Origin of the sequence: Paludibaculum fermentans, from assembly GCF_051172195.1 — a bacterium.
In the GTDB taxonomy this organism is placed as follows: Bacteria; Acidobacteriota; Terriglobia; order Bryobacterales; family Bryobacteraceae; genus Paludibaculum; species Paludibaculum fermentans_A.
This window is the reverse complement of the sequence record NZ_JBPJAQ010000001.1, coordinates 5,169,703-5,185,599: the sequence shown is the minus strand read 5'-3', so window position 1 is coordinate 5,185,599 and position 15,897 is coordinate 5,169,703. Positions and strand designations below refer to the sequence as shown.

12 protein-coding genes are annotated in these 15,897 nt (G+C 63.1%); 5 read left to right on the top strand and 7 right to left on the bottom strand.

The window, feature by feature from the left end:
- Positions 1-18: 18 nt before the first annotated feature.
- Both ACR9Y2_RS20895 and ACR9Y2_RS20890 read left to right on the top strand, forming a co-directional pair.
- A complete protein-coding gene (locus ACR9Y2_RS20895; RefSeq protein ID WP_435043597.1) occupies positions 19-2,466 on the top strand; it encodes an ABC transporter permease in 2,448 nt (815 codons plus the stop codon).
- A gap of 82 nt (positions 2,467-2,548) precedes the next feature.
- A complete protein-coding gene (locus ACR9Y2_RS20890) occupies positions 2,549-2,977 on the top strand; it encodes an OsmC family protein (protein ID WP_435043596.1) in 429 nt (142 codons plus the stop codon).
- Between the two features lie 207 nt (positions 2,978-3,184).
- On the opposite strand, the gene ACR9Y2_RS20885 is transcribed toward ACR9Y2_RS20890, so the two are convergent.
- Positions 3,185-5,353, bottom strand: a complete 2,169-nt coding sequence (locus ACR9Y2_RS20885; RefSeq protein WP_435043595.1) for an alpha-galactosidase — start codon at positions 5,351-5,353, stop codon at positions 3,185-3,187.
- Positions 5,354-5,431: 78 nt separating this feature from the next.
- Positions 5,432-6,544, bottom strand: coding sequence for an FG-GAP repeat domain-containing protein (locus tag ACR9Y2_RS20880; RefSeq protein ID WP_435043594.1), 1,113 nt, complete (start codon positions 6,542-6,544; stop codon positions 5,432-5,434).
- 115 nt (positions 6,545-6,659) lie between these two features.
- Here ACR9Y2_RS20880 and ACR9Y2_RS20875 point away from each other — a divergent pair, with 115 nt between their 5' ends.
- Entirely contained in the window at positions 6,660-7,223 is a 564-nt protein-coding gene (locus ACR9Y2_RS20875) for a DinB family protein (protein WP_435043593.1), read from the top strand.
- A 13-nt stretch (positions 7,224-7,236) separates the two neighbouring features.
- Here the strand turns inward: ACR9Y2_RS20875 and ACR9Y2_RS20870 are convergent, their stop codons facing one another.
- Complete coding sequence (locus ACR9Y2_RS20870) at positions 7,237-7,836, bottom strand: YdeI/OmpD-associated family protein (protein WP_435043592.1); 600 nt, start codon at positions 7,834-7,836, stop codon at positions 7,237-7,239.
- Positions 7,837-7,967: 131 nt separating this feature from the next.
- Between ACR9Y2_RS20870 and ACR9Y2_RS20865 the strand changes: the two genes are divergently transcribed.
- The gene (locus ACR9Y2_RS20865) at positions 7,968-8,954 is read left to right on the top strand and encodes a D-2-hydroxyacid dehydrogenase (RefSeq protein WP_435043591.1); all 987 of its coding nucleotides are present in this window, start codon (positions 7,968-7,970) and stop codon (positions 8,952-8,954) included.
- Positions 8,955-8,979: 25 nt separating this feature from the next.
- Here ACR9Y2_RS20865 and ACR9Y2_RS20860 read toward each other — a convergent pair whose 3' ends face one another.
- Both ACR9Y2_RS20860 and ACR9Y2_RS20855 read right to left on the bottom strand, forming a co-directional pair.
- Positions 8,980-9,120: a hypothetical protein gene (locus ACR9Y2_RS20860; protein WP_435043590.1), complete on the bottom strand. Its 141-nt coding sequence runs from the start codon at positions 9,118-9,120 to the stop codon at positions 8,980-8,982.
- Between the two features lie 7 nt (positions 9,121-9,127).
- Complete coding sequence (locus tag ACR9Y2_RS20855) at positions 9,128-9,997, bottom strand: HpcH/HpaI aldolase family protein (protein WP_435043589.1); 870 nt, start codon at positions 9,995-9,997, stop codon at positions 9,128-9,130.
- A 311-nt stretch (positions 9,998-10,308) separates the two neighbouring features.
- Between ACR9Y2_RS20855 and ACR9Y2_RS20850 the strand changes: the two genes are divergently transcribed.
- Positions 10,309-13,803, top strand: a complete 3,495-nt coding sequence (locus ACR9Y2_RS20850; protein ID WP_435043588.1) for a PAS domain S-box protein — start codon at positions 10,309-10,311, stop codon at positions 13,801-13,803.
- A gap of 38 nt (positions 13,804-13,841) precedes the next feature.
- Here the strand turns inward: ACR9Y2_RS20850 and ACR9Y2_RS20845 are convergent, their stop codons facing one another.
- Complete coding sequence (locus ACR9Y2_RS20845; RefSeq protein ID WP_435043587.1) at positions 13,842-14,261, bottom strand: hypothetical protein; 420 nt, start codon at positions 14,259-14,261, stop codon at positions 13,842-13,844.
- Positions 14,262-14,270: 9 nt separating this feature from the next.
- Positions 14,271-15,764, bottom strand: a complete 1,494-nt coding sequence (locus ACR9Y2_RS20840; protein ID WP_435043586.1) for a hypothetical protein — start codon at positions 15,762-15,764, stop codon at positions 14,271-14,273.
- Between the last annotated feature and the right edge of the window lie 133 nt (positions 15,765-15,897).

Here is a 15,897-nt window from a genome sequence, read left to right as displayed (position 1 = left end):
TGATTGCTGTAACTCAACATGTGGATCGATCTGCGCATCGCCGTTCGCAACCTGCGAAAGACCCCCGGTTTTGCCTTCGCTGTCATCGCCACGCTCGGCCTGGGCATCGCCCTGAACACCACCATCTTCAGCGTGGTGAACGCGGTCTGGCTGCGGCCTTTGCCGTTCGTCCATCCGGAGCAGCTCTGTCTGGTACAGACGCGCATTCCGGCCCTCATCCAGATGCCGATCCCCTTCTCCGCCCCGGACGTCGGCGAGTTCGAACGCCAGACCAGCGCCTTCCAGCAGGTGGGCGCTTTCGGCACCAACTCCGGCGACCTGGCCGGCGGCGGCGAACCGGTGCGGATCAAAGCGACGCGCATCACCTGGAGCCTGTTCCCCCTGCTCGGCGTCGCCCCCGCGCTGGGTCACAATTTCTCGAAAGATGACGACCTGCTGCGTGTCAGGACCCTCATTCTCAGCGATGGCTTGTGGAAGCGCCAGTTCGGAAGCGACCCGGCCATCCTCGGCAAGAAGGTGCGGCTCAACCGCGAAACGTATACCGTGGCCGGCGTCATGCCCAGGGGTTTTCAGTTCCCGGAACAAACCCTGAACAGCGGCGGGCCAGCCGACTTGTGGGTCCCTATGTCGTGGAGCGCGGATGATCTCTCGCACAAAGGCGACAATTTCGACTACTCCGTGATAGCCCGCCTGAAGCCCGGCGTCACTCTTTCGCAGGCCGGGCAGGACTCCGACCGCGTCGCCGAACTCATCCGCCAGACCTATCCTCAGGAGCTCGCCAAAGGCATCAAACTGCTGGCCGCCGTCTCACCGCTCAGCGATCAGGTGATCGGGCGCTCCAAACCGCTGCTGGGGGTTCTGATGGGGGCCGTGGCCATGCTCTTGCTCGTTGGCTGCGCAAACATTTCCAACCTGATGTTGATCCGCAGCCTGGGCCGCCAGCGCGAGGTGGCGGTCCGCCAGTCCCTGGGCGCGACACGCGGGCGTGTGATCAGCCAGTTCCTCTCTGAGAGCCTCGTGCTGGGTTTGGCGGGGGGAGTTGTAGGTTTCCTCGCCGCCCAGTTCGGCCTCGAAGCGCTGGTCAGCCTGGCTCCGTCCGACCTGCCTCGCAAAGCCGAAATCAATATCGACCCCACCGTGCTGTTCTTTACGCTGGCCGTCTCAATCATCGCCACCATCGCGTTCGGCCTCGCACCGGCCCTGGCGTCCAGCCGGGCTGACCTGATGGTCTCGCTGCGCGCCGGCAGTTCGGGCAGCATGGGCTCCCGGGGCCGCTCACGCCTGGGCAACTGGTTCGCCGTAACCCAGGTCGCCCTCGCCATGATCCTGCTGGTCGGCGCCGGCCTGCTCATGCGCACGTTCTTCAGCCTGAAAGGCGCCAACCCCGGCTTCCGCAGCGACCACATCATCACCGCTTCCATTTCGCTGCCGGAAGTTCGCTACGCAAAGCCGTCCGACGTAGAATCTTTTGACCTGCGGCTGATGGAGGAGCTTTCCGGCCAACCCGGCGTGCGCAACGTGGGACTCTCCAGTAACCTGCCTCTCGAAGGCGACTGGAAGCGTATCTTCTCCATCCAGGGAGAACAGAACCTGACCGCCGGCCGCGAGCCCTTCTGCACCCACTTCCTCATCGCTGGCGCCTATTTCCAGTCCCTGGGCATCCCGTTGAAACAGGGGCGCTACTTTGGCCTGGAGGACCGCACCGGAACCGAAGGCGTTGTCATCGTCAGCGAGACTTTCGCCCGCCGGTTTCTGTCCGGCGCACCCCCGGTGGGGCAGAAGCTCAAGTGGGGCACCCCCAGCTCCGACATGCCTTGGATGAAAGTGATCGGAGTCGTCGGGGATGTGAAGGACAGCAGCCTGGACAAGGCCCCCGAGGCCCAGGCCTATAGCTGGTGGCGCCAGGCGGTGGGCACCGGCCCCATGCGCAGGACATCGATCGCCGTTTCCACCAGCGGCGACCCGGCCGGGGCCGCGAATATGCTGCGCGCCTCCGTGCGTCGGCTGGACGGCGAGATGGCTGTCGCGAACCTCCTCACGATGGAGCAGCACGTTTCCAGCCAGTTGAACTCGCGCCGCTTCAACATGTATCTCTTCGGAGTTTTTGCAGTTGCGGCTACCTTGCTGGCCGGCATCGGGGTCTTCGGCGTCATGGCCCACCTGGTCTCCCAGCGCACCCAGGAGTTCGGGGTCAGGAAAGCCCTCGGCGCCAACGGCTCAGACATCTTCCGTATGGTCTTCGGCCGGGGCTTCGTCCTGGTCGGCCTGGGTCTCGCGGCCGGTCTCGCCGGATCACTGGTGCTCGCCCGCGCCATGCAAAGCATGATCTACGGCGTCAGCCCGAACGATCCGCTCACCCTCGGCGCCGTCTGCCTCCTGCTCAGCGCGGCCGCCGCCCTGGCCTGTGGAGGCCCCGCGTTGCGCGCCCTTCGTGTCGAACCCTTGAAAGCTCTCCGTTGGGAATAGATCCTCGAAGCCCGGGCCGGATGTAGTGCATCTCTACAGAAGCGTGCGCAAATGAAGCGCGCACACTCAAGGAGAGAATCGAATGGCCATTATTCGCAAGGGTGAGGCGCACTGGTCCGGATCCCTCATGGAAGGCTCCGGCCGCGTTAAAGGCGCGAGCGGCGCCGTGGATGCCCCCTACAGCGTGAAGTCGCGGACCGCCGATGGTCCGGGTACGAATCCCGAAGAGCTCATCGCCGCCGCGCATGCCGGCTGCTACAGCATGATGCTCTCCGCCCTCCTCAGCACCGCAGGCAAGCCCCCGGCTTCCATCGATACCGTCGCCGCCGTTCACATGGAACTGCTCAACCCCGGCATCAAGATCGCTAAGATCGTCCTGACCACCAAGGCCTCTGTGCCAGGCCTGACCGCCGAAGAGTTCGCCGAAGTGGCCGATAACGCCAAGAAGAACTGCCCGGTCTCCGTGGCGCTCTCTGCCGTACCCATCGAGCTGTCGGCCTCTCTCGTCTGACACCTGCGCGAGACTACTGAATCCCAAACCGGCGGGGCCATCGGCCCTTTTGCGGCGCAGGTTCCGCCGGCTCCTCCCAATTTCGCCGAAAACACGGGCCAAGCCCGCATCATGGGGCTACGGAACAGACACACCCGGACGGGGCGCGGTCTGAGCCGCGGACCCCGTCAGAGAAACGGCCGGCGGGAGGGAGAGGGAAACCGGCCGTCAAATCCGCTCAATCAGAACCGAAGTCGCTGCGTAATCGCCTGTCAGATTCAGGTCCAAGCCGCGATGCATCAGGCTGGCGCCGCTCAACTCCAGTGTCCTGCCGTTTAACACCGTCACTTTGTATACGGCTTTCTCGTCCAGCCCCTGCAGGTGCAGGGTCGGCACCGGCCGCCCGTACTGCTGCGAATGTAGCGTCGCGAAGACCACCGACTGTTTGCCGTCTTCCGCCACATACTGGCTCGACTGGAAACCGGAGGGGTCCCGCGGCGAAGCCAACCGGTAGAGCTTGCCGGTCTGAACGGTGTTCCGAACCTGCTTGTAATACGCCACCATCTTCTTCGCCAAGGCGAAGTCTTCGTCTTTCCAATGGTTCAGGTTGTTGCCGATGCCCAGCGAGCCCTGCATCGCCACCAGGAACCGGAACGCCAGCGGCGTCGACCGCCCGTTGAAATTCGGTACATCCGTCACCCAGGCCATCATCGCCTTGGGCGTGTATGCCTGCGTGTAGCCTTCCTGGATCTTCAACCGGTCCAGCGCATCGGTATTGTCAGACGTCCACACCTGGTCCACGCGCCGCAGAATACCCATGTCGATACGGCCGCCGCCGCCCGAGCACGACTCGATTTCCAGGCCTGGATGCTTCTGCCGCAGCCGGTCGATAATCTCGTACACATTCCGCGTGTACTGCAGCCACATCTTCTTCTGCTCGGACGGAGCCACCTCGGGCCAGCCCGGCTCTGAGACATTGCGATTCATGTCCCACTTCAGGAAGGCGATGTCATTCTCGCTCACCAGTTTGTCCAGCACCGCGAAAATGTGCTCTTTCACGTCATCGCGGGCCATGTTCAAAATCAGCTGATTGCGGGCCTCGCTCCGCGGCCGGTCCGGAAAGTGCATCGCCCAATCGGGATGCGCGCGGTACAGGTCGCTGTTCGGGTTCACCATCTCCGGCTCCACCCAGATCCCGAAATCCATGCCCAGTGCTTTCACATTGGCAATCAGTCCCTTCAGGCCATTCGGGAATTTCTTGGGATTGACGGTCCAGTCACCCAAGCCGGCATGGTCATCGTTGCGCGCGCCAAACCAGCCGTCGTCCATCACGAAGCGCTCCACACCCAGCGACGCGGCCTTCTTCGCCAGTTCCGTCTGGCCCTGCTCGTTCACGTTGAAGGTCGTGGCCTCCCAGGAGTTGTAGAGGATCGGCCGCGCTTTCGAGGTCAGCCCGCCCGGCAGGATATACTCCCGCTGGAAGCGGTGCAGCGCGCGCGAAGCCTCCCCGAAGCCCTGGTCCGTGAAGCCCAGGTAGAACGGCGGCGTCTCCAGCGACTCGCCCGGCTTTAGGGTATGCGCGAAGTCGAAGGTGTTCAAACCACCCGTCACCCGCACCTGTTGATGCGAGGTCTGCTCGATGGCAATTCGCCAGTTACCCGACCAGCCCAAAGCACCAAACCAAACCGCGCCGTTAGTCTCGCTCACCGGCGCCGGACCGTCGATCGCGAACCACGGGTTCGACTGCTGGCTGGTATTCCCGCGCCGGCTCTCCAGTACTTTCACGCCCGGGTTGATCGGCTCGTGCACCATCTGCGTCTCACCCGCCCAGCGGCCATACAGATAGGTCAGCCGGTAGCCTTCGCCCGGAGGCAGGTGCAATGTGCCCGATTGCGCCGATTCCAACGTCAGGACGTTCGGCGTCTTGTTGGTGATCACCGTGTGCTTTTCTACGATCCCCTGTGGGTACACGTGATAGAACAGCGAAACCTGCAGGTCGTAGCCCTGGTCCTTGGCCTTGATCTCCAGCACGTCACCCTTAATCACGTGCGAGACATACTTCAAGACCGTATCGCGTACGCCGTTCTGCAGCGTCACCTTGATGCCCGGCTCGACAAACAGACCGGCGCCATAGCCCGGATACTCCTGCGGCGTGATCGTCGACGTGCGATCGAACGAAGCCCACTCCCGCAGCGCGTGCGCCGCCGGCAGATCCTGGTCACGCCATAAGCGCTGGCCGAAATAGAGGGGCTGGATCTCGCTGCGCTCGTTCAGACCAAACGCGATGGTGTTGGGGCCCGCGTCGAGCACAAACACTTTCTTCTCGGCGAGGAATCGGATGGGGTCGGCGCCAAACGCGGGCGCCAGCAAAAATGCGCAAAGGATAAGGGGTCTCATGGTCGTCGGCAGATTTAGCATATCGGATTCCGGGCTCTGAATCAGAACCCGGATCACACCTGGCTGCCACGACCGCGTCTACTTTTTCGGGACCACACTCTTGAACAGGAAGAGGCCGGACTTTCCACCGGTTGCTAAATCCGGTCGTCCGTCTCCATTGATGTCCGCCACCGCGATCTGCATGCCGCCGCCGGTTCGCGTCGAATAGTCGATCACGTGCCGCACGAACATCGGTTCACCCTTGTCATCCTTGGCATTCTCATACCAATAGACGCCCAGCGGCTCGCGCTCGCCCGGGTCCTTGCCATTGTGCGCCATGTAGCGCTTGCCCGTCAGCAGATCCAACCGTCCGTCCTGGTTGAGGTCCACCAGTACGGTGGCGTGCCCCTGCGACCAGGAGTCGTCGATCAGGTGCTTCACCCACTTCCCATCGGACCCCTGCTCCAGCCAGAAAATGCCGTAGTTGTGCGCCATCGAGGTCACGATATCGGCTCGCCCGTCGCCGTTCACGTCCAGCACGTGCAGGAACCCCGTATCACCCAGGTCAAAATCGGAATGATAGATCCAGGGCTGATTGCGCGGGTCAGCAGGAGCCTCAAACCACCCCTTCGGCGTTACGATGTCGGTGCGCTTGTCTCCGTTCACATCGCCCGCGCCGATCCCGTGCCCGTAGCTCTTCGGGCTCACCACATGCGCCTGCCAGGCTCCGCCCTTGAACTCATACCAGGTCAAGGGAGCCGTGCCGTTGCCGAACTGCGGCAGGATCTCCAGTGCCTTCCCGTCGCTGTCGGCATCCACCAGGAACGCGAACTCGACGTTGTATTTCGTCTCAATGTCCTGGCGCTTCCATTCCCCCGCCGTCGTCCCGGGATTCTTCCACCAGGAAACATTCTTCGAGAACCACCCCACACTCACAACATCCAGCTTCCCGTCGCCATCATAATCGGCCACCAGGTCGGAGAAATCGTCAACGTAGTTGTTCAGGAACGGCAGCGTCCGGAACCGGTGCGGAGTCCAGTTCGGAGCCTCGTACCAGAATTCGCCGGCCATGATATCCAGCCGTTTATCTCCATTGATATCGGCAAAGGCGGCAGGCTCCGCCGCGCCCCCGTCAATCATCGATTTGTCGAAGGCGATCTCGGGGGGACGGGTGACAAAGAAGAAGGCGAGGATGGCAAGTCGGGAGAGCATTGGAATCAGCCAGAATGTATCACACCGCGATACCGGCCAGCGGAAGCATGGGGTACCGACGCACCGTTGGACCGCCGGGAGTTGCTAGAATGGCCCCCATAGAAGGCCCACCTCGATGGAATTAGAAGCCCCTCAGCCACACAAGCTCGCCACCATCTACGAAGGCTGGGACGGCTACCAGACCAGCCTGGTCCGCGCCGCGGCGCTCCTCACCAGCGAGCATCTCGCCTGGAGGCCGGCGCCTGGCCGCCGGTCCATCGGTGAAATCTTTCGCCATATCAGCCTGGGCCGCATCACCTGGCTCGACCGCATGAAAGCTCCAGGCATCGACCTGGTCGCCGAGCGCGTCCCGCAATGGCGCTACGACAACGACGGCACCCGTTGCGTAGCCGAAGAGTCTGTGGCCAGTGACGACCCTGCCGTGCTCGACGAATGGCTCCAGGGCTCCTGGCAGCCCATCCAGCGCCTGCTCGAGGAATGGACCGTCGACGATCTGTTTGAGACCTATCTGCTCGACGGCTATCTGATCTCGCGGCAATGGACGATCTGGAGGCTGCTGTCGCACGACACCCACCACGGCGGCCAACTGGCGGCGCTGCTGGCGGTGAAGGACATCGACGCCTCAGATCTGCGGGAACAGGGCGGCCACATCATCATGCCGCCAAGGAAACCCAACTAAGGCCCGTTCCCTGTCACTTCTTGCGCTGCGGATGGATCGTCTCGCCCCGCTTCAACATCTCCACAAACCCCTCGATCTTCTTCCGCCGTCCCGCCTCGGTCTTCGTGTGATGCATCCGGAACGCCAGGGCAAACCGGTTCTGCTCGCTCAACCGTGAGAGCATCTCCTTCGCGGCCGGCTCCGCGTCAATCGCCGCCTGCAAATCGTTCGGAATCTTCAGCTCCTGGCCGCTCCCGTACGCACGATCCCACCGCCCGTCCTTCTTGGCCGCCTCCACCGCCCGCAGCCCGTGCTCCGTCATCCGACCTTCCTTCACCAGCCGCGCCACGTTGTCGACGTTGATCTTGCTCCAAATGCTCTTCTTTCCGCGCGGTGTGTACCTCTGCAGAAAACTCTTCTCGTCCAACCCCTTCCGCACCGCATCGATCCAGCCCCAGCACAACACCACGTCGATCGCTTCCTTGGCGTTGATCGACTTCAACCCCGACCCGACCTTGTGCATTTTGATCCAGACCTCATCCGCCTGGTCGTGGTTCTTTCCCAGCCACCCGTAGAAACTCTCCGCATCCCGGAACTCATGGACCTTCTCCGGATCAACAAAAATCGCTGCCATTTGCCAGATCCTACCATCCGCCCGGCGAATAATGTGCTAAAACAGACCCCATGCCGGAAAACAACCTCACTCGCAGGACGTTTGTCGCTTATGCCGGCTCAGCCCCGGTATTGGCAACGGAGAACCAAGTGATGAATCAACCCGCCGCAGGCCCCATCAAAATCGTCACCATGTATAAGTTCGAACCCGAGGAGGTCCGCAAAATCCAGGCCTCGACCCGGGCCCAGGTCGAACTCGTCATCGCTCGCGACCGGCAGGAATACCGCACCCTTCTCCGTGACGCCGACGTCGTCTATGGCGACATCGCCGGCTCGGAACTCGACTACGCCCCCAAGCTGAAGTGGGTCCAGTCCGGCGGAGCAGGCATGGAGGGCATGGCCCCCGAACTCAAGACACATCGCGCCGTCGTCACCAACTACGCCCGTATCTTCGCGCCCGGCATCAGTGAGACCGGCATCGGCATGCTGCTCTGCCTCACGCGCGGCATCACCACCCACTACATGCCGCAGTTCGCCAAACACCAGATGAAGCCCGTCGGCAACCCCAAATCGGCCGATCACACTGAGCTCGTCGGGCGCACCATGGCCATCGTCGGCATGGGCGGCATTGGCTCCTTCATGGCCCGCCGCGCCCATTACGGCTTCGACATGAAGATCATCGCCACCGACGCCAAACCAATTCCCAAGCCCGAGTATGTCGACGAACTCCACTCGCCCGACTATCTTTCTGAACTCGTCCCGCGCGCCGATGTCCTCGTCGCCGCTGCCCCCCTCACCCCCCTCACCGAGCGCATGTTCAACGAGCCCCTCTTCCGCTCAATGAAGAAATCAGCCTACTTTCTCGCCCTTTCCCGCGGCCGGCTGTTCGATGACATGGCCCTCGTGAAGGCACTCAAAGAGGGCTGGATCGCCGGAGCCGGGCTCGACGTCTTCCCGCAGGAACCTCCGCCCAGCAACCACCCCATCTTCGACCTGCCCAATGTCGTCATGACAGCCCACACCTCCGGCTGGAGCCCCGACCGGCAGGTCCGTCTCATCGATTTCTTCGCCGAAAATGTCCGCCGCTACGCCGCCGGACTTCCCCTGGTGAACGTAGTCGACAAGCAAGCCGGCTACTAGCCGCGGCGGCCATCATTGCCCCTGTTCACACGACGCTGACGCGGACTTCGTGAATCGCATTCCGCCGCCCCGACACGGCCTGCATCACTTCGCTTTGCCCCTCGGCCAGCGCCGCCAAGGCGAAGGCACGTCGCGACTGCGCCGGTTCCAGATGCGCGTCGCCCAAATGCCGCTCAATAAATCGGCACTGGATCCTTGTGCGCCACTCCTCCGGCCCGTATCCCTTCGAAAAACCCGCGCGTCGCGCCCTGCAGCAACGCCAGGTCGCTCGGCCCCTGGATGAACCGGAACCCTTCCTCGATCATCCCCTTGATCTCCGCTGCCCCGCCCGGACCGCCCACCGCCAGGTTGTTCTTCTTCGCCGCGCTCATCACCCGCTCAATCGCCGCCCTCATCACCGGAGCCCGCAGTTGCCCCGGCACTCCATAGTTGTAGGAGAGATCGTTAAGCCCCATAAACAGAACATCGATCCCCGGCACGGCGGCAATCTCCTCAATGTGCTCAATCGCTACGGGCCGCTCCACAATCACAATCACCATCACATTGTCGTCGGCCCATTTCGGATATCCACCCGGGGCAGGCCAGCGCATCGCCGCCATCCCAGGACCCACACCGCGCCGCCCCAGCGGCGGATACTTGCAGGCCGCCACCGCCTGCCGCGCCAACTCCACCGAATCCGTGAACGGGAAGATCACCCCCAGGCTGCCGATATCCAGCATCCGCTTCGCGGTCCACAGCTCGTTCACCGGTACGCGCGTGAACGGCACCGCCTTCCGCCCCTGCGTTAGCAGCACGATGTTCCGCGTGCTCTCCAGGGTCAGCGGGCTGTGCTCTCCCTCGATCCACAGAAAATCGAAGCCGGCATTGGCCATAATGGCCGCACTATCGGGGTTCGACGACTGCACCGTCCCCCCAATCACAATCCCACCCTCACGCAGTATCTTCTTCACCGGATTCGCCATTGCCGGCTCAGGAGCCTGGCCCCGCGATAGCCCCGCATTGGCCAATACGGCCAGAACAAACAGCAAAACGTGGTGCTTCATGGCTCAGGATTATAGCCCGGCCTGCCTCTCTCTGTGCCCGGAGATTTCGCCGGGCGCCTGGGAACTCCACGGCGCACAGCTCCGTCCGGTGTCTTCCTCGGGCTGCCACCTCCGGCTGGCGCGCTTGGACGCCCATTTGCTCCGCCCCAGCCTATGCCCCAGCGGAATCCCCCTCAATTAGGAAAAGAGCTTTCCCGAAACTCCACCAGTGGGCGGCCTTCCATTTTTGGCCAAAAAACACCGCGCCAATTATCTACTTTGTGACAAAAGTCCTTCGCTGGCCCCACTCAGGCCGATACAATACTGTCAACATGAGACCAACGACAGGCGACGGCAGCGAACACGAATCCGTCCCCGTCGGCTCATCACTACCCTCCGCGGCGCACCTCGCGTTTCAGACCCTGGATGCCCACAGCCCCGACGCGCTTTTCGCAACCAATGCTCAAGGCGAGATCACCTATATCTCTCAGGCATCCAACCGTCTCTTTGGCCTTGCCCCGTGGCAGCTCATCGGCAAGTCCCTCAGTGCCTTGCTCGCGGGCCTTGGCGGCTCAGCCGCACCTAGCTCGCTCGAGGCGGCCCTGGAAACCCACCGGCCCGTCCAGGACCTCGTCATCGCTTTGCCGCGGGCCGGCGGCGCCTTACTCGTCGAGTTGAACTCAGCGCCCTTCCTGGTGAACGGAACGCCCGCCGGCGCCACCGGGCAGTTGCGCGACATCACCCATCGGCACACCACCGATCCCGCGCGCCTCAGTGAAGCCGCCCGCCTGACTCTCGCCCTCGAAGCCTCCAACGCCGGCATCTGGGAATGGGATCTGGAGACCAACGAGAACTTCTGGTCGGAAGAGCTCTGGAGAGTCTACGGTCTCGAACCCCACAGTTGCCGCCCCTCCTATGAGGCGTGGAGGCAACTGGTTCTCCCCGAAGATCGCGATTTGGCCGAGCGGACCGTCCAGGCCGCCGCTCACAATGGCGCGGAGCTCATCGTTGAATTCCGCATTCGCCGCCCTGACGGCGCCCTCCGCTGGATCCTGTCCCAGGGCCGCCTGCTGCGCCTCGCGCCGGACAAGCCCGGCCGCTTCATCGGCATTGCCGTCGACGTCACTCAACGGCGCCAGGCGGAAGAAGACCTCCGCTCGAACCGCGCCCACCTCGATGCCGCCCTGGCCAGCATGACCGACGCGGTCTTCATCTCTGACGCCGAGGGCCGCTTTGTCGAATTCAATGAAGCCTTCGCCACCTTTCATCGCTTCCGCAATAAACAGGAGTGCGCCCGCACTTTCGCCGAATACCCCGCCTTCCTCGAAGTCTTTATGGCGGATGGCGCCCCGGCCCCGCTCGAGATGTGGGCGGTTCCTCGCGCCCTGCGTGGAGAAATCGTCACCAACGCCGAATACTCATTACGCCGCAAAGACACCGGCGAAACCTGGATCGGCAGCTATAGCTTCGCCCCCCTCCGCGATGCCCGGGGCGGCATCGTGGGCTCCGTCGTCGCCGCCCGCGACATCACTCAGATGAGGCACGACGAGGATGCCCGCCGCCAAAGCGAGAGCCGCCTCTCCTTCGCCCTCGAAACCACCGGGACCGGCGCCTGGGACCTCGATCTCCGCGATCACTCCGCCCAGCGCTCCCTCCTCCATGACCGCATCTTCGGCCACCAGGCACTCCTGGCTGAATGGAGCTTCGAGATCTTCCTCTCCTACGTCCTGCCCGAGGACCGCGCCGAGGTCACCCGCAAATTCCAGACCGCCGTCCAAACCGGCACGGACTGGGACTTTGAATGCCGCATCCGCCGTGTCGATGGCGAGGTCCGCTGGATCTGGGCCGCCGGCCGCCACCGTCGCGACGGCTCAGGCCGGCCCAGCCATATGGCCGGAGTGGTCCAGGACATCACCGAACGCAAAAATGCCGATCAGGCCCTGCTCGAGAGCGAGGACCATCGCCGTGCCATCCTCCAAACCGCGATGGATGGCTTCTGCGTCGCCGACTCGGACGGCCGCATCCTTGAGGTCAATGAATCCTACTGCCGCATGAGCGGTTATACCGCCGCCGAATTGCTCAGCATGCGAGTCTGCGATCTCGAAGCCAATGAGTCGGAGGAGCAGCAGCGTGCTCACTTCCAGCGGGTCGCCCAACAACGCGAAGACCGGTTCGAATCCCGTCATCGCCGCAAGGACGGCTCCCTCTTCGACCTCGAAATCAGCATGCAATACCTGCCCGCCGGCGGGGGTCAGTTGGCTGCTTTCCTGCGGGACATCACCGATCGCAAACGTGCCGAGCAGGAACGCGACAAACTCCAGTCGCAGTTCCTCCAGGCGCAGAAAATGGAATCGGTCGGGCGCCTCGCCGGCGGCATCGCCCACGACTTCAATAACCTGCTCACCGTCATCAACGGTTACTCACAGATGCTGCTCGACAGCTTGACACCCGTGGATCCGCTGCGCGGTTCCCTCTCCGAAATTCACAAGGCCGGCGAACGCGCCGCCAGCCTCACCCAGCAACTCCTCGCCTTCAGCCGCAAACAGATCCTGTCACCGCGCCTGCTCGACGTCAATCGCGTTGTCAGGGACATGCTGCCTATGCTCAAGCGCCTGGTCGGCGAGGACATCGATGTCTTCATTGCCCTCAACGCCGAAAACGGCTCCATTCACGCCGACGCCCATCAAATCGAACAGGTCATCATGAACCTCGTCGTCAATGCCCGCGACGCCATGCCCGCCGTAGGCAAACTGGTAATCGAGACAACCGGCATCGCCCTGGACGAACGCTATGTGAAGGCCCATCACAACGTGCGCCTGGGACGCTATGTCCAACTCACCATCAGCGACACAGGCATCGGCATGGACGCCGAAACCCGCTCCCGCATCTTTGAGCCCTTCTTCACTACCAAGGAGCCCGGCAAGGGCACGGGGCTAGGGCTCTCCACTGTCCAGGGCATCGTGGCTCAAAGCGGCGGTTATGTCGATGTTTACAGCGAACCTGGCATCGGCACTACGTTCAAGATCTATCTGCCGGCCTCCACCGGAGCGGTTGTCGATACAAATTCGCCCGCGGCTGTACCCGCCCTGGGCGGCAAGGAGACTGTGCTCGTCGTCGAAGACCTCGGCGAAGTCCGCAAATATGCCGTCGAGGTTCTGAAAGCTTACGGCTACCGCGTCCTCCAGGCGGCCGGTGCGGTCGAGGCCCTGCTCATCTGCGAACATGAACGCATCGACCTCGTCCTCACCGATGTCGTCATGCCAAACATGAGCGGCCGCGACCTGGTGGAACGGCTCAAAGCACGCGAACCATCCATGCGCGTCCTCTTCATGTCCGGCTATACGGACAATGTCATCGCCCACCGCGGGCTCCTTGAACCGGGCACGTCCTTCATTCAGAAACCTTTCAGCCCTCAGTCCCTGGCCCACCAGGTGCGGACTGCCCTGGGCTCCGCCGCCGCGTCGGCCCGTATTCTCGTGGCCGAACAGGAAATCGGGGTCCGGCGCTTCCTCTGCGATGCGTTGGAAGGCCACGGCTACACCGTTACGGAAGCGGTCGACTACGCCCAGGTCCTGCATTCCCTGCGCAGCGGGCCAGTGGACTTGTTGCTCACCGATCTCTCAGTGCCTGGCCAGGAGGGCCTCGAAAATCTCCAGGCGCTGCGCAGCGAAGCCCCGAACACGGGCATCATCGCCATCTCCAGCGGTTTCGCAAGCGAGGGTCCCGCCCCCGGTCGCCTCCAGGGCGCCGACGCGATCCTCCACAAACCGCTGCGCGTCGACAAGTTGCTGGAAAAGGTAAATCAGGTCCTCCGCCTCCGCCGCTAGCCGCCGCGAGTGCAGTCGGCCGCCCCCCCTGCACCCGCCTAAAGCGGCTTGTCCAGGGCCTGCACAGGAATTCGGATTCGATACAACGGTTGCCCCGCCGCGCCCACGAGGTCGAAACTGCCCCCAATACTCGGCGGGCCGGACTGCCCTCCCAGGAAGGTGGAGGATCGCTCCCTCACGCCACCTTCACCGCCCAACCCCTTCCACTGCCCCGCATCCAACGTGGTCGGCGGAGTCACCCGGAAATGCAGTTCCACGGCCAGTTGTGACTTTCCATCGCCAAACAACGCGGCCACATCCAGCCGGTCCCCATTGCGAGTCCCCTTCAGCGAAGTCAACGCAAACCGCGCGACATCCTGTCCGCCGCCGAGATCCTCAACCGGTACGGCCGCCCGCGAGCCACAGCCCGCCAGCATCACCGCACCCGCCATCGCCAGCATCGTAGCTACCCAGTGCATCCCTACAGTCTACGGTGCCTGCCCGCTTCCCGATACCGGCTGACAGGGATACTCTTTCTGCCGCAGCCCCTCCAGGGTCATCCGCCGCCCATCGGGACCCGCGCAACGCAGCACCGCATATTCCATCGTCACGAGCAGCACCACGTCAAATGCCCGCTTCGCCGCGGGATTTGCCTCTGCCGCCGCCAGGTCCTCCGGCCGCGCGACGCTGAAGTCGCTCCGCTCCGTGGCAAGCAGGGCCATGAATGTGGTCCCCCACGGGGAGTGCTCGGCGAAAGGATCCTCGACGATCGCCAGCGCCCCCTGCTCTGGCAGCCCTCTCAGACCCGCTCGAATCCCCGCATAGGCCTTCGCAATCGGCCGGGATTCCTCTCCAAACTGAGGGAACGTGGTTCGTCCAAGAGTGAGCGCGATTGCGGTCACCGCCACGACCACCACCACCGGCACCCATCGGAAAATCGGCCACCTCTTCAACCCCCGCCCCAGCACGCCTGCCAGCGTTGCGATCAGCCAGAAAACCGCCAGGTACGACGCATCCAGTCCCCGCGAGGGAATCACGGCCATTGGCAGGAAACTAATCGCCGCCAGCAGCAGGAAGACGCACTCGCGCACCCAACGCAGCCCCACCACCACCGCCAACCCCGCCAGATAGACGGCGCCGGCCGCCAAGGGAGTCCAGGAGATCCGGTCATACAGCAGGTCTGAGAAGAATTTGGCCGCATTGGAACCCACCAGCGCCGCCGACGCGGTGACATGGTACGCCGGGTTCTCTTCCAGCCCGCCCTGGCCCAGCACACGCCCAAAGACGAACACGGCCGTCGCGCCGGCCGCGACCAGGAAGCAGGCAAGATTCCAGGTAGTACGCTCCGGCGCGGTCTCCACCAGCTTCACCGGAGTGAATCGCTCCAGCCAGCACAGCGCCCCGATCGCCGCCGCCAGGCTCACCGCGATCTCTTTCGTATTTAGTGCCGCGATCACCAGGACAAGCAGGACCACCAGCCGCACACAGTGCCCGGCCCACCCCGCGGGCTGCCAGGCCGTCACCAGCAGTGCGGAAAAGAACAACGTGATGACCTGTATATCGAAAATCACGCCCGTATTGCAGTACATGCCCCAAAACGACCCGTGATACGCCAGCACCCAGGCCGCCGCCAGCGCCGCCAGGTCGTGCCCCAGCAGCTTCCGCACCACCACGAAGCACAGCATGGAATTCACAACTACCAGGGAGAGGCATGCGGCTCGATACGGGAATGGTTCAAAGTGGAACGCACCCCACAGGAGCTTGTAGGTCATTTCTCCCAGCGGTCGGACTACCTCGGTCGGGCGCCAGATCATCACACAATCCAGCAGCAATTGCGGCCATGCCCGAAAAACCCCTCTGTAGAGATTCATCAGGTCGTCATGCGTAAAACCTTCCCGCAGTCCCCCGGCGATATTGAGCGCACAATACACGCCCGGCATCGACATCATCAGGAAAAACGAGTATTTCCGGAAATTCAGCATCCCTCGGGAACCAGCCAGCTAAATCAGCCCGGCCGAAGCTTCAGTCAAAACGTGTACAACGACTAACAAGCCCCTTCGCAATTCACCACCAATTCTAGCGCAGCACTCTCGCCCGGAACCATGTTCTATCGCG